The organism is Candidatus Bathyarchaeota archaeon, from assembly GCA_025059045.1.
In the GTDB taxonomy this organism is placed as follows: domain Archaea; phylum Thermoproteota; class Bathyarchaeia; order Bathyarchaeales; family DTEX01; genus JANXEA01.
On record JANXEA010000005.1, the window covers coordinates 24,512 to 40,918 of the forward strand.

7 protein-coding genes are annotated in these 16,407 nt (G+C 45.9%); 1 reads left to right on the plus strand and 6 read right to left on the minus strand.

The genetic code is table 11. The features are described from left to right. Nucleotides 1-16 precede the first annotated feature (16 nt). From NZ952_00905 to NZ952_00930, 6 genes are all read right to left on the minus strand, one after another. On the minus strand, nucleotides 17-1,045 hold the full coding sequence (locus NZ952_00905) for an AIR synthase family protein (protein ID MCS7119759.1): 1,029 nt from the start codon (nucleotides 1,043-1,045) through the stop codon (nucleotides 17-19). Nucleotides 1,046-1,371: 326 nt separating this feature from the next. Further along, nucleotides 1,372-2,913 carry a PKD domain-containing protein gene (locus tag NZ952_00910; protein MCS7119760.1) on the minus strand — a complete coding sequence of 514 codons (1,542 nt, stop codon included), beginning with the start codon at nucleotides 2,911-2,913 and terminating at the stop codon, nucleotides 1,372-1,374. A 74-nt stretch (nucleotides 2,914-2,987) separates the two neighbouring features. Further along, nucleotides 2,988-4,862, minus strand: a complete 1,875-nt coding sequence (locus NZ952_00915) for an OPT/YSL family transporter (GenBank protein MCS7119761.1) — start codon at nucleotides 4,860-4,862, stop codon at nucleotides 2,988-2,990. Between the two features lie 6 nt (nucleotides 4,863-4,868). Beyond that, nucleotides 4,869-9,332, minus strand: coding sequence for a M28 family peptidase (locus NZ952_00920; protein MCS7119762.1), 4,464 nt, complete (start codon nucleotides 9,330-9,332; stop codon nucleotides 4,869-4,871). Nucleotides 9,333-9,514: 182 nt separating this feature from the next. Next, nucleotides 9,515-11,764, minus strand: coding sequence for a hypothetical protein (locus tag NZ952_00925; GenBank protein MCS7119763.1), 2,250 nt, complete (start codon nucleotides 11,762-11,764; stop codon nucleotides 9,515-9,517). Nucleotides 11,765-11,876: 112 nt separating this feature from the next. Further along, a complete protein-coding gene (locus NZ952_00930) occupies nucleotides 11,877-13,379 on the minus strand; it encodes a PQQ-binding-like beta-propeller repeat protein (protein ID MCS7119764.1) in 1,503 nt (500 codons plus the stop codon). A 232-nt stretch (nucleotides 13,380-13,611) separates the two neighbouring features. Here NZ952_00930 and NZ952_00935 point away from each other — a divergent pair, with 232 nt between their 5' ends. Then, nucleotides 13,612-16,365: a PQQ-binding-like beta-propeller repeat protein gene (locus tag NZ952_00935; GenBank protein MCS7119765.1), complete on the plus strand. Its 2,754-nt coding sequence runs from the start codon at nucleotides 13,612-13,614 to the stop codon at nucleotides 16,363-16,365. The last annotated feature ends 42 nt before the right edge of the window (nucleotides 16,366-16,407 follow it).

Consider the following 16,407-nt stretch of genomic DNA (forward strand, 5'->3'; position numbering starts at 1 on the left):
CTATTTTTCACATGCCTCATCGATTTTCTAATGCAAGCCATAGATGATCAAACGTAGGCCTTTCCAGATCACCGACAGATCCGTCGCTCCGGATAATTAATCGCTTCTCAGGATCCTCAAGCATCTCTCCTATAACCGCAGCATTTATTCCGCGTTCCGCAAGATTTCTCATAATAGCTTCCACGTACAGGTTGTCAGCAGTGATAAGGAGCGCTCCCGAGCTGATCAAGTGTAGCGGATCAATCCCGAAGAATTTGCATATCTCCAATGTCTCCCTAGAGACTGGTATACTATTCTCGATTATCTTAAATCCGAGGTTTGAGGCGTCTGCCAATTCATGGATTCCGCCTGCCACTCCGCCTTCCGTTGGATCATGCATGGCGGTCACGCCGCCAGTATTGAAAGCCGCCAAAGCCTCTTCAACAATGCTGATGCGCTCGTAAAACTGCTTAGCCGACTCTAGCAGGGATTTGTCAATTGACACTTGAAGAGTGTCGTATCTTTCTTTCGCCAATATGGCTGTACCCTCTATTCCTGCACTCTTTGTCAGAATAATCTTGTTACCTGGTCTTGCGCTACTTGATGTTACATAACGGCCGAGCTCGGATACTCCCATCATGCATCCTATAACAATGGGTCTATGTAGGCCTGGTGAAACTTCTGTATGACCGCCAATTATGGCAATGCCAAGTCTTTCCGCGGCCGAGTCCATTTGCTTGCATATAGCCTCTACAGTATCCTCAGAGGAATTTTCAGGTAGAAGAATGCAGGAAGAGAAAAAAGAAGGCTTAACGCCGAATGTGGCAACATCATTCGCGTTTATATTGACCGCCAGCCAGCCAATATTCTCCACGGCGCCTGTTATAGGATCCATTGAGGAAATAACGATTTTATTTCCAACTCTAATGACCGCCCCATCCTCTCCGGGAGCTGGTCCCAGAAGAACATCCTTACTCTCTGCACCCAAATACTTTAGCACTACCCTTTTAAGCGCCTCGGTTGGAAGCTTGCCTAACGGCAATATCAACCCTGCGTAATCCTCCATTCTCCATCCTTTATGAACACAGATGCCGCATTTTTAGCATACTAAGCCTTTCTTCGAGCATTTATAAACTTTCTTAAATTGAAAATTGCAAGAATTTCGTTCAAGGCTAGCATTTGTTAAAGTTTTTACGGGATGATGCTTTAAATATTAATTTCTTAATTTCTAATTTGTGGGTAATGACAGGTCTGACCCTTCTGAACTCTAGCTGATGATGACGATCTTGAGTGCGGAGCCCACATCCTGCTCTTGAAGAAAAATCGCTCATCTCTCACGGATTGTAAACAGAGACTTCTGTCAGCATACACTATCGTATTCTTCTATGTTGTTTACACTCGCTTGATGAATATCCACGCTACAATCGCTATGACGAGAATCACAATCCCGATTAAAACGTAATAAAACGGATCAGGATCTCTAATAGAGGTTTCCCCGCCACCTACACTGCCTCCTCCGCCCCCGCTACCGCCACTGCTGGGACCGATAACGTTTAATGTTGCGTTGATAATGCTGATCGTTGAGCCTTCTGGACTTTTCAATGATACGGTGATATTGTATATTCCTCCGAACTGGTAGATGTGTATGATGGAAGTTGATGTAGTTAAGGTTATGTTGCCGTCTCCGAAGTTCCATTCGTATATGCTTACTCTCTCAGATTGGCTTCTGTATGGCGGTATTACGGCGTAGAGTGTAAGGGCTGTTCCCGCTTGGACAGGGTCTGTTAGCGGAGCTTTGAAGCGCCAATCTTCTCTCTGCAGCTTCGAATCCGTCATTATTTTGGGCTTAACGGGTATGCTGGCACCGGCTTGAGCCATTATCTTTGATCTAAGCGCATCGTCAGCCGGCTCCACTCTTGCTTCATAATATTCTGAACGGTTGAAAACGTTTTCCGCCTTATAACTCTTCGCGTTTGCTCCGTTTAGCAGGAGATTATTAACCATCTTAATGTATCCTTCCTCCGGATCTGAGCCTACTCGGTACTGTGCAACAACCTTTTGGTTTTCCGCCTCAAAGATGTTTGCTTCTGCAAGCACCTGCCCGCCCATTGCAACGCCGATCGCATAGCTCTGCCAGCCGAAGTAATAGTTGTTGTAAGCGTCGACTTTGCCGAATCTCAATCTGGGAGTACGCTGGACTGTCCTGAAAAAGAAGTTGTGGTGAAGAGTGACTCGGATGATGGCGTCCCCGGTCTTGCCCGGATCATTTCCGATCAGCATTACCTTGTCATGGTTCCAGAATCTGCACCAAGAGATGGTGATGTCTGTTGATTGGTTTGTGATGTCAAGTGCTCCGTCCGAGTAGTTTGTGAAGTCGCAATGATGCACCCATATGTCACGTGAGTTGCTATCAATAGATAATGCGTCTATGTCCACGTTGGCCGCTGTGTCAAACCTTATGTTTACGATTATAATGTTTGAGGCTTTGCTTATCTTTAATCCATATCCGGTAATTGTTATCTCAGCCCCTCTTCCGTCGATCGTCTTATTAGATCTGACATTAATCGTGCTTTTAAGCTCAATTGTTCCAGAAACGTCGAAGACTATCCATAGAGGCTCACTTGTTGAGGCGGCCTCTCTCAAGCTTCCAGGCCCGCTGTCAGCAAGTGTAGTCACACGGTAGACCCGTCCGTTTAGACCACCAGTCGCGTTCCTACCAAAGCCCTCCCTTTCTTCAAGCAGTTCCGCCACAGAGAAACCTCTATACGACCAATTATAATCTGCGGTCTCTACGTTCTGTTGCTGGCGCCAAACTGTTTCTACCACACTTGACTCTTTGCAGATGACCCCGTGGCAGAAGTTAGGAATTATGAGAAGCAGTAGGAGAACAGTTATGAAATACAAAGCTCGTGCATGTAAAGAGCCCAATTTCATTTTATGTCTCGTTTTAAGGAATGGAAAGGACCAATAAAAACTTTTCACACTGGAACCATAAAAGTCTCATGGCATCATATTGGCAGTAGCCAAATTGAGGAAACTATGAAGCTTATTGCTACCGATATGGTAACGGCGATGCTTACTCCGACGCCGAGACCAGCTGCCAGAAGCCGGTGATTCGCCGACCACCAATTCTTTCCTTTATACCTCCTTATAGCCATCTTGATCATTAAACCTATGGCAAGTAGAGATGCATAGTGCGGCGTTGTCGCTGTCCCAGCGGCCAATCCTATTGCGGATAAGAAGCCAAACATTTCAGTTGCAAAGTACGCTATGGCCCCTACTCCAAATGCATATAGGAGCCAGTAGGGATTGAAGAGCCCAATTTCTCGACCCTTGATCCATATGCACCTGTTTATGGCTCTCACCCGCCAGAAAATTCTTGCACCTGGGTAAACGCCGGATGGAATAGGTGCAAGCGACCAGAATAGCTGGACGAACATATACCCAACAAACCATAGTAGAGGTGTGAACATTAGTCTAGTCTTTATCAGGCTCCATATTGAGGTTCCGGTTAGCTCAGCCACCTTATAATTCTTTAACCAGCCAGTTCCCTCGATGTTTATAAGTGTTGGAACAAACCAGACTTCTACCCCCTTGTATCCGCTCGCGTAATAGATTAAGTTCATTGGAACATCGACATCAAGGTTTACGCCTGTCTCTCCCACCATTTGACTGTTCACCATTGATAGGGTTAGGGGTGCGAATATGAAGAGCGGCGCTGCAATGTATAATGGGAAATCTGTGAGCAACATGTAAATTGTTAGTCCAGCCGCTATTGGGGCGGCGATTCCGAGGATTACATAATACTTTACTCGTCTCCCCCATGCACTCAGAGAACCAAGAGAGGATATAGCCTTTACAAATTTCCTAGGGTAGCGGAAGATTGGCATCAGTCCTGCTGCTAGCGAGAATCCGATAAGCGGTACAGCCCAGAAGTACATGGTCGAACGTGAATATATATCTTCAGCTGACATTCTTGGCAGCCACCAGCTCTGGTATCCCAGAAGAATTGGGTCAGTGTCTGGGGCGAGCTGATAGGCGACTGTCAGCCAGTTTCCAAAGAACCAAACGGCATAGGATCCGATAATCATGCTGGCGACCATCTTCTCAGACAATACAAGCGCGGATATTATTGGGGATAGACTTGTCGCAACGCCGAACATTGCTCCGGGAAAATAATTTTCGATCTGCGCTGAAAAATCATACCATGGAATTGGGACAAGTTCGATCGATCTCCCCATATATGCTTTGGTTAAATTTGGGATGGCGTAGACTATAAAGCCCCACATAAATCCGATAACGCTTGCCCCGAAGAGCAGATTTACAGATGATTCTTCTCCCTCGCTAATGGTCTCTATCTGCTGCGCGTAGACTTGTTGAAGTGGAAATGGGAGCTTTTGTATGTCAATGTAGAATTCCTTGAGTAATAGGCCTAGGGATATGGCCAGTATTGTTCCGAGTAAGTATTGTATAAAATAGAGGAGGAAAGGCGTTGTCCATGAGGGATGCAGAAATGTTCTAGTCCATTGAATGTTCGCGGATGGGGGCGGCACATACCATTCGGGGATATAATCTGCGATCCCAAATGAGCCTACAATGTCTGAATTTCTAAAATATACTCGATAAACCATATCTAGTGGAGCGTATGTGCCAAGGCTTGCCAAGAAGCTTATTAAGAAGGCTTCTTGGCGAGTGATTCTTTTTCCAAGCAGTTTTCCCATCTCCACAAAGAGGAGCATTGCGAATATGGAGACTTCGATCTGCTGGCCTGTCATCAGCTCCAAATAGATGTTTGCTGGGATGAAGACAAATATGGAGAAGATACCTGCAAGCATGCTGATCCAGCTTATTCCAGACCTTATTCTTTCATCGGCTTGCATCATCTTTCTCTATTCCCCGTTCGACCCGCTTTTTTGGCCATATTTTGATTTCCAGAGGAGGAACTGCTTTCTAATTTCGTCTACAAATTTAAGCGTTAACCTCTCCCAGTCCTCTGTTAGTCCCGCAGTCCTCCTAATAGTCAGTCCAGCCTTCCACGTATCCTCTTCGGCGTCTCTGATTAGACGTATTATTGCATCCTGTTTCACGCCTAAGTCATATGGCGCTAAGTTTACATATAGGCTGAGAACCATCTCTCTATCATCTGCCAACTCTTCCTTGATCTCATCCACATTAAAAATAGGCGCGTCACGGAAGGAGTGGCGCTTGGAAAACTCTTTAAGGTAATCTATCATCTGCTCAGCCTCTTTCCTATTTGAGAAGGTGAAAGGAAGTGGAAACTCCCAAGTATCCCCAACAGGCTTAGATGAAGGAGCCCATTTTCTCTCCATACTGGGAGTCACCAACTTTGCAGCCGAGACTATTGGAAAGATTGTTGAGGTTATAACTGTAACCATTGCGACCATTAGAACAAGGAGAACATGTGAGGAGGTAGGATCTAATGTTACGCCGGTTGGGGCGATATAGCTAGTTATTGGAAGGGACAGTAGGTAACCTATTATGGAACCGACAATAGCATATGTAATTGTTTCCGCTAGGAAGAGGAAACCTATATGTGAGGGTGAGAGACCTATGGAGCTGAGGATCGATATCTCTCTTCGTCTCTCATAAACGGCGCTTATGAGCATATTCAATAGTGATAGAATCACGAGAGTTATTGGAACTATTTGGCTTTCAAATCCGAAAGCTCTGTATGTTAACCCTTGGGATAACAAGTATATTTTGTCGCCCGAAGTGTAATAGACCGCGTATACGTTGAAAAGATTGAATATTTTTTTAGCCATCTTGGGCACATTGACGCTTTCTAACGGCTTAATCGATACGCTTGCAACACGTCCTCCCAACGATATTAGAACCTCATATGGGATTATGACATAATAGCTTGGATCCACATGTACGTTCCAGGGATTGTCGGGGGTTATATCGAACTTTATTGGTGAAAGTTCTTCACCATCAAGGTCTCGCAAGAACTGAATATTGTTACTCATTATTCCTATAACCGTGAAGTTTGTACCAGCGATTGTAAGGATGTCGCCTATGCTGAAATTTCCTTCCTCCGCGATGGCTTCAGTAATTATACATAGTGGCGCCTTCTCCTGACCTCTTCCAAACCATGAACCATTTACTAGAAAGTTTAATCTCGTTATTTCTTTCTCTTCCGGGGTCAGCCCCCACAATGTATTGACTGAAACGTTCCGTCCACTTGTGACCGATACGCACTCAAATCCGTAGGTTCCATCCACATCCTCGACAGTTCTGAACCTTGGAAACATATATATCCAAGCCCTCGGCGCCACTATAGCTTGATCTCCAAATTCTGCTTTGAGAAAGTCAACGATTCTAGTTCCTAAGTCGAATCCGCCATAGCCCCACATATCCTTTCGGATAAGTATCCCTTGATAAGGGGGACTTCTTCCCCTTTCCTCCTCTCTCACACCCACAATCGCGGATACTGAGGAGAAGCTTGAGACGCTGAAAACTAATATTATCAAAGCGATCAGTACAAGTCCGCTTCTAATCTTCCTTCTTTTCATGTTTTCTATACCCTGCTTGAATGAAATGAAGAATGAACTTCTCATTCTAGATATGTCTATTTCATGTTCGCCTAAGAGCTTGATGCGGGATGACCTGAGGAGGTTAGCAAAACGCATGAACATTACTATAAGTATTGGGAACATGAGTATAAGCATCGAAAAGCCGATGACATTTATCATCGGGCTTGCAGCTATTGAGAAGCCAGGATGGAACAAATAAAGAAAAACGATTAATGAGCTAAAGATGAGGACTAAGGACAGAATCTTCCTCTTTCCCCTAAAGTCAAGGAAAAGGGCCTCCGCTATTATCGTGAATGGGATAGCGATGAATGAGAAGAAGGGTACAGTTGCAGCTGCGTCTTCGGCTTTGGCTCTGAAATGCAAATATGCCCTTAAGGCCTTGTTCCAGCTGGCGATGCAGTTAACTAAATACTTGGAATATGAATGATTATGTTCGAGGGCTCTTATAGCCTCTGATAACATTTTTTCAGCTTCGATTAGCCCTTCAAACATTTCGCGATTCTCTTGTGAGGGTATATTATCCAATATGCTTGCTGAGATTCTCTTAGTCCACCTTATAAGATCTGAGATCCCGCTGTGAAGCTTTATGTATCTTTGCTCTCCAGGTTTCAGAATGTAGCCGTAACCTTCTGGATTGTCGCCTGTACTATTGAGGATCATGCCAAAAGGGTATCTATCAACAGTCGCATACATCATCACCTTTATGTATTCGCCTGGGGGAACGGCAAGCACGTAAAGGTTGCTTCGGCTCCATACACCATAACTCAGGACATCTTCGAACTTCTCATTTTTCAGGGAGATTTGAATTGGAACGCTTTCCCCGCTTGGCAGTACTGGTGAAGTCAAGGAACTTGGGTGAAAGACATCTACTACAAGTTGAGAGCATCTGAAGATGGGTAGGACACCAAGCTCAGGGATGCCGCTACCCGCGCATATGTAGCTAGCGTAGTAGCGGGATCTCATGTCGGGGGCGTACAGGATCTCCCCAGTTTCAGCGTCAATAACCCATGCCGATATTAGAAAGCCTACGTATCTTCCGTCTCTCTGCCCAATTCCGCCCTTAAATAGGTATCTTCCATTTTCGTCGGCGAATGTGAAACGTCTGAACGAAAGTGGCATGTTGAAGAATGTTTTATAGTTGCTTGAGGCCTGGGGTCCTGCTCCCCCTTCAAGTATGACAAGAGCGTTAGGGACTGGAGAGAACCATCCAATAGAATCATTCCATATTCCAATCATGCCTGTAGCGTTTACTTCCCATCTGCTTACTGTTCCTCCAGCTGAGATCGTGTTCTTTAGTGTCTGCTTGTTTGCCTCTCTGTTCGCAAGCCAGTTTCTTATCACATTCTGGGCGGCCGTGTTTCCTATCTCACTGGTCCAGTCGAGACTATCAAGCCTTACGATTGAATAAAGTATGAATTCGATTTGGTCCTGGAGGTTTCTGAGATTCACATATTCATATCTATCGAATGGTCTGCCTAGGAACTTATTATAATAGGCTGTTGTGAATGCAGATGCAGAGGGGAACTGTGAGAACCCATTGCGCAGAAGGAATATGGGCTCCATATCATATATTTTTGTGTACCAGCTGAACTGATTTCCTACATCCCACTCAACGTCCAACACGTGGCTGGATGAGAAGATATAGACTGAGTATCTTTTTTTCCCTAAACTCGCCATGTTTATCTCGGCATATGTATTTGTGAAAAAGTTTTCTAGGTAGAAGGCTGTCTCTGCAGATGTGTAACTATCGAATGTATTTCCACACCAGTACACCGTTGTAACCGCTCCAGCCTTCTCTCCGCTGCTACAGGGAACCCACAGGAGTTCATTGCTGCCTGTGTCGAGCTGTATGTTGATTAGCCAAAAGATGTTCTTCTCTACGATTAGCCCGAGATCTTTCCTGAGATACCAGCTCCTCATCGGATCTAAGAAGTCATCTATGAACTGGACTGATCCCTCAAGGTTTTGATGATGAGCTGAAAGCGCTGCAAATATAATAGTATGTTTCGGTCTGTGAAGGCTGAAATACCTGGCTATCTCAAGGAGTGAAGCAATTCCGCATGCCTCCTGTGCCCCAGGCGCGTACCTAGGGGAGTCGGAATAAGAGTCATAATATGCTATTAGTAGTAGGGATTGGTTAGGCCACTGCGTTCCCCTTATTTCCCCCCATATGTTCCATGTTTTGACCTTCTCCCAGAATGTGCTGGCTTTTATCAGCACCTCCTCTCCGACATGGCCTAGGAGTCTATTTCTTGCTTCTTTGGTGGCGATAAATCTTGGAAATTTGAGCGGCAGATCCTCAATAAATGTTGTAATCAGTTGGTACTGCGGACTGAATACGTCATCCTTCAGTGGGGCGATAAAAGTGTAGAGGGGGTCGGGTTCCATGAATATAACTGCCTTGGCGCCCTGGCGATACAGTTCAATCCATTTGGACGATGCGGATGCCCAATCAAGCAGAGCAATGCATCCTTCAATTTCCTTTCCGTCAAGGTCCTCTAAGTCAGCGTCTTCTAGGTACATTAGGCGGCCCTTGATTCCTTCCGGGGGCGTCGTTGAGGGAACGACAAAGTTCGGTCGCGCTGCATATACCTCTATGGTTTCTCCTGTCGAAAGGAATGTTATATTGGCGCCATGATCTATGCAGTCTACAACCTCAAACTCTTGAACTGTAACATTATCCATCAGACTCCTAAACTGTTCATATATATATTGGGCTGCGATTCTGTTCCCGGGATATCCAGTTGCCCTGCTGCCGAGACTTGAGAGAAAACGTATATGTTGGTCGAGCAATGTCATATTTATACTTGCTATTACTCGAGAGTAATCAGTGATCAAAAACGCATTGGTGCTACTAAAGATATGACCGTTTGCCATAGGCGCTGCCTGAATAGAAATGAGTATTAATAGAATGGATGAAACAAGTATCCTGTGAGGCTGTAATATTAAGATTTTTCGGGACATCATGATACCATGCTAAGTCATACTCGTGAGAGTTGATAAAGCCAGTATGTGGGGTAGCTGTAAAACGCTATTAGGAACCATAGTATTGATATCGGCACAAAGAAGCCTACGACGAGCCCCATGCACAAGGGCGATATCTTGTTGTTATAATCTTCAACTAGACCGGCCTTGAATGTTAGGTATTTGAGAATTAGCCCGACGAATAGAGCTGGGATGACGCAACTTTCTCCCATAAATATTCCTATAAGTATTCCTTCTGGAAGCAGTCTAAGCCATGGTAGCCTTCTCCTCGCAAAATAGATTAGCGATACAATTGCAAACCCTAACGTCAGATAGCCGAAAATCTGGATTATTCCCTGCGTTCCGAGCTTGTATATGTTAGCAAACTGGAATCGAACGGTTTCGTCGTCCCAGTCTCCTGAACGGAGTTTTCCATAAACATTACTCAACGCGTTAGTGTATATGCTCACGGATCCATGTGGCATACCTAATGGTCCTCCTTCATAGAATGGCCAGATATGGAATCTGAGAACAGCGAAGGGTGTCGCCACAATAGGCATTACAAGAAACGTGACTAGAAGAGCAAGCCCCACGTCTCTTTTTCTCAGATTTAATGCATTGCCGATTCTAAAATTATATAAGGAGAAGGCCATCTGCTCGATCTGCCTGTCCATCCATCCATCTAACGTTCGCATACCCGCTACGGCTGTTGTGGCCCATCCGGCAGGGGTTGGGGTTGCCTTTGGACCAAAGTAAAGTAATGAGAAGCCGCCTGCAAACTTCCATGGCCCCCTACCGAAGTATGCCCCATAACCGCTCACTGTATTTAGAAAATGGTTCCCCCCAGTATATACCACTACTCTCGTCGCCCCTATCACGATTAGTGTATTAATCAATAGAGTTAAGATTATGATCTTTACGTCTGCTTCAAGTGCTATCCAGCATGAGAACCACACAATCATTGAACAGATCATTAAGGTGACCACTATTCTCAACGGGAGCGGTGACAGAGCTTCCAACTCTGGATCGGGTTTTCCAAAAGCCGATCGGAATATTCTCTTAACACGCTTCCTATTCACGTAGAGCGGGTATATCACTATGGCCAGCAGCATGCCTATAGGCAGAACCGTATATATTCCTCTTGCCCAGCTCCCGCCAACATACGACTCGTAGAGCATTCTTTTTGAGACATCGGGCCAAGCGTATCCAGAGGAGGATGATGGGAACATACCGATTTGTGAGAAGGTTACTGGGATAAGCATCATGAAGATGAAATACCCTATGAGGCAGGAGAGGGAAACATCTATGGGAAGAAGATAGGCAAAACCCAAATGATGCGGCATAAAGGATACGAAGAGCGGGACCCAAGGTAGGAGTCCCAGTGGTGTAAGATCAAAGACGGGAGCAATTCTTATGGGTGTACCGAAAAGGAAACCATTATATTCTGTTACAGGTCCAGCTTGGACCGGATTAATCAGTGCTGCGTAGACTCCATATCCATGGGCCAAAATCGCGTAGGCTGCAGATATCAAGAAGCCTATCATAAACCACTTAACTTTACCAACCTTTCCACCACCATCCACGTTTTCTGTTTGAACCAGGGATATTGCTCCAGCCTGTATTTCAGCCCAGAGTGATGGGATATTTTCAACATCAAACCAAATTATCTTGAGGATCATGGAGAGGGATAGGAACGCCATTGTCATTGAAGTATAGTATAAGATGGACCAGACCATCGATGGATAGAATGCTGGGTGAATTGACCACGTCGACACAGGCACGACAGCAGAGTATACAGAAGGATCTTTAGGGGATATCAAGGATGGTATCATCGTCCATATTCCGCTTGAGGCCCTATGCCAATATGCAGCCAACCCGATTACATTGTAGTCCCAGCATTTGCCCCAGTCAGAGCAGTTTGGTCCATGAATGAAATTATAGAAGAAGCATGTGGACAACATTATGGAGAATATAACAAGTTCCGGTGACAACGGTTTTTTTCTTAAATTTTTTATGAGATATGCAGCGAGAAGGTTTACTGTCATAAAGAAACCTATGGAAATGGGCCAGCTACTTGCCACGCGGTAAAAATATCTATCTGTTTGGTAAACCTCTCGAATATTATCATACCTTAATAATTGGACTATCCCTTCAGCGAAATTTCTGATTATAAGGTTATGGTACCCAGTTATAATGATCACCAAAAGCAGGCCTATAGCCAAAACCTTTAGTGTGAGCCCCTTACCAACCTTATATTCTTCGCTCAACATATCCCCCTTAAAAATCTTTAATCCGCCACCTTATAAGATTAACGAGCCATATGTCATTTATTTAACGCATGATCATCCTAAAAAATGGTAGAAAAAAGGCGCTTATCCCCTATTTCTTTCTTCGAACAACCGCGAAGATCACGGTGACCGCTATAACTGCGACGACACCGATGCCAGCTATCAGGTATGGATCGAACGAGCTTTTCTTCGGGGAAACTGTAACTTGCGCGGATATCCTATCCGTCCCGCCCCTATAGTCCTCAACAGTAAGTGTCACATTATATTGCCCTTCTGCCGCGAATATATGGATGATCGTTGGAACAGAGACTGTAGTTACGTTCCCATCCCCAAAGTTCCATGTATATTTAACAACGTTCGGTTGGGATGCTGATGCGTTGAAAGTTACCGCTTCGCCTGCCAGCGGGTTGGTCGGCGAGAAGGTGAAGGAAGCCTTTGGCCCTGTGTAAAGCTCGCCAAAGACGTACAAGTTATCATCCATCGATCCAACAATAAGGAGGCCGCCTACAATCGCAGGGGCACCACGTATGTCTCCGCCAGTCTGATAACTCCAGACAACGTCGCCTGTCGTTGCATTTAGGCAGTATAATACATCATTAGACGACCCGATGAAAACAAGCCCATCCGCCACGCTCGCTGAGGAGTAAGAAAAATCCCCTGCGATGGATCCGCCAGTATTGAATCTCCATACTTGTTCTCCAGTTTCAGCGTTTAGGCAGTATACATACCCGTCAGCTGAAAGAATGTAGATTTTCCCATAAGCCGCTGCTGGAGTGCTCCTTACCATCCCGCCTGTCTTAAACCTCCATTTCTGCTCACCAGTATTCATGTCTAAAGCGTAGACGTATTGGTCGTCGGATCCTATGTAAACTTTCCCATAAGCAACTGTGGGGGATCCTCTGAAATCCTTTGGATCTGTTGGGCTCTGGAACCTCCAGATCTCAGTTCCGGTTAAGAGGTCTAAGCAGTAAACTTTTTTGCTGCTTGAACCCATGTAGACCTTTCCGCCGACGATGGCTGGAGTGCCTCGAACTTGACCTCCAGTATTAAACGCCCATATAATCCTCTTCTCCTCAGCCATTTCTACCTCGGAGGCGTTTAATGCATATATTGTATGATCACAGGAGGCCACTATAACCATTCCGTTAACGAACTTTGGATGAGCACGGGAGATTTTGTCATAAGTTGAGAATGTCCACAATATCCTTCCAGTGGCGGCATCCAAGCAGTAGAGTCTACCATCTTCACATCCTGCGAAGACCTTTCCTTCGGCTACAGCAGGCGCTCCGCGCATGGTTGTTCCAGTTACTCGACGCCACAATATCTTCCCTGTAATCAAGTCTATTGCATATACGCTGGAATCGGACCCAGCGGCCGTTGCCACATAGATTACGCCATCATAAACAGCTGGGCCTCCTTCCGGCACATCTCCTATTGTCAGGTTCCATAAAAGACTGCCTTTTCTAGGCGCTGGGCTATCAGAGTAGCCAGTGTTAGCTAAGTCATAATGGAAGCAAGGCCAAGAGTACTTAACCTTTGAAACTTCATCCAAATTTTGAAATGAAAACGATGAGACCAAATTACAATGGGACATAATTGCCACGGTTAGGATTAGAGTCGGAAGCAGAATTGCCATTGCGGCTGAAAATCTGCACTTAGCCGTAGAATGCACGCTCCTCACACTAAAATTTCATATTCTAATGTGAAAGAATTAGGATTTAAAAGTTTCTTTAAAAATGGCCGTAGATTTCACCGTTAATAATATAAGGTAGAAGGGATGAAAATAGAAATGCTAATTTTTGATAAGAAATAGGGGTTTGGAAGAGATGGATAAAAGAGCAATTAATAATGGAGCAGCAGCACTTCTGATGGGCATACTTCTAGCCTCGACAATCGCTCTGCTTGCAAAGCCTAGCCTAGGAAGCCAGCTGATCCTATATCCTTGGCCCATGGGAGGCAGGAGCATATCTAGAACCAATTATACGCCTGCTTCTGGACCAGTAAAAAATGAGACCGCATGGACCTTCCAGACAGGTGGGCCGATCAGGTCAGGTGTAGCCGTTGTCGGCGGCGTAGTCTACGTAGGCTCCAATGACGGCTGCTTATATGCCCTTAACCTCACAAATGGAAAGATGATCTGGAAGTTCCAGACAGCGGGCAACGTAACCGCTGAACCAGCGGTGGCGGATGGAAGAGTGTACTTCCTCTCAACGGAGACCCCTCCAAACCTTTACTGCCTAGAGGCGGCGACAGGTAAAAGGCTTTGGAACTATAGCGCGATATATGGGGGTGCAATATACTGTGGTCCAGCGATAGATGGTGGCAGAGTGGTATTCAACGTTGGCATGTATGTTTATTGTGTGAATGCGACGTCTGGAGAGCCCATATGGTCTCCATGCAACCTTCATGACAACCCTATCGTCGGCGGAGTTACAATTTATGGTGACAGGATCTATGTTGGCAATGACAGAAACATGCTTTACGTAGTCTACATGGCCACTGGTACATGGACGGCTGGGGATAGAATGGCTTTAGGAGGGGACTTCGCAGGTTATGCGGTCATATCCGAGGGGCTGTTATACGTTGCAATGGAGGACAACTTAACCATAATCTTTAACTTGGCAACCCCGCTCCCGCACACTGAAGTTAGGAGAATAACTATTCCAGATAAGACCCATGGCATTGCAGTCTCTGGGACACTGCTTGTAGTCCAGGGTAGAGACCGAGGATCATTATACGCGTATAACTCTTCAACTGGAGACCTATTGTGGAGCTTCACGGTAACACCCAGTGCAACATCATGGACATTCCCAATCATTTCCGGCAATGGACTCGTCTACTTTGCCGCTGTTGACGGATACATCTACGCGCTAGACGCGAGGAGCGGCAGGATGGTGTGGAGCTATCGGACCAATGCGACGGCCGGCACGCCACTTTGGGCGATTGGCGCAGTGGTGGATGACAGGTTTATCATTGGGCATGAGGACGGTGTAGTCTACTGCTTCGGAAAGAAGGCACCAGAGGAGGAACCTCCAGTACCAGGAGAAGAAGTCGTTTATGAGTGGCCCATGGGCATGGGAAACGTTTACAGGACAGGCTATACGGATGCGAAGGGACCCGTATCAAACAAGACCTTATGGACATTTAGGACTGGCGGGCCGATAAGATCTGGTGTTGCAGTAGCAGGTGGGATTGTATACGTTGGATCTGATGACAACTGCCTCTATGCAATTAACCTAACAACCGGAGAGCAGCTATGGAAATTTGAGACGGGGCATGATGTCCGGTCAGATCCGGCGGTTGCCGACGGCATGGTATACTTTGGCTCTAGGGACAGGACATTCTACTGTCTTAACGCAACAACTGGGGCGCTTATATGGAACTTCACGACTCCATTCGAATTATACGGCGGATCTGTAGTTGCAGGTGGCAGAGTAATCTTCGGAACAAGAGGGAATGGCACGGTATACTGCTTGGACAGCAAGACAGGTCGGCTTATCTGGTCCGCAGTTACTGGAAGGGACATTAGAGGGGGGCCAGCAATCTCCGAAGGGAAGGTGCTCATAGGCAATGATGATGATAGGGTCTATATGATCGATTTTGTCTCAGGCGTCATAGAGAGGAACGTGAGCATGGGTGCAGACATCTACCGCTACGTCGTAGTCTCAGGAGACCTTGTGTTAGTGGTTAACCAGGCAACGGATGGTAGGATTGGAATCTTCAGCCTGCCAACATTAGCATCAGTCAGGAATATTACAGGGGTATTTAAGGTCCGCGGGGGATTAGCGGTCGCTGGAGGTGTCGCTTATCTCGCAGGGAGGGAGGACGGGGTTGTACAAGCATTTAACATTACTACTGGAGAGCAGATATGGAACTTCACAACAGGGGTTACTGGTTCATGGTATTCGCTGCCCGTTGTCTCTGGTAACGGTTTAGTCTACTTCGCAGCTATGAATGGACAGGTTTACGCGCTAGATGCTAAGACTGGTAAGATAGTATGGAGCTACCTGACTGAAAAGACGAATATTACTGAGTGCTGGGCTCACGGCGCAATAGTCAATAATAGACTGATCATTGGGCATGAGGACGGTGTAGTCTACTGCTTCGGAGAGATCTTAGTCACCTTGAGGGTTACCCTGCAGTGGACGAACTCTACTGCCATATCGGGCGCAGAGGTAACAATTGCTGGGCAGACCAAGCAGACCAATGCCTCGGGAGTAGCCGTTTTCAACTTCACAAGCGGCGTCTACAAATTGACTGTTAAATACATGGGAGTCACAATGGAGGAAATAGCAAACCTCACCATGTATTACGACCGAGCATTAATGTTTAGAGAGGAGGCTGGACCATACGAGAGGATAATACTGCTCAATTCACAGATTTCAAGCCTGCAAAGCCAAATTTCAAGCCTCAACAGTCAAATCGGTAGTCTCCAAGGTCAAGTGAGCAGCCTGCAAGGACAAGTGTCAAGCTGGCAGACTCAGGCCTCCAACAACCTATACATGGGTCTTGGTGCGGGCGTAGTCGTCGGCCTAATTGTAGGGTTTGCCGTCGCTTTCATGCTACGCAGGAAAGGATAGATTCTTCATTCCCCTTTATTTTTTTAATATCTAGATCCTCAC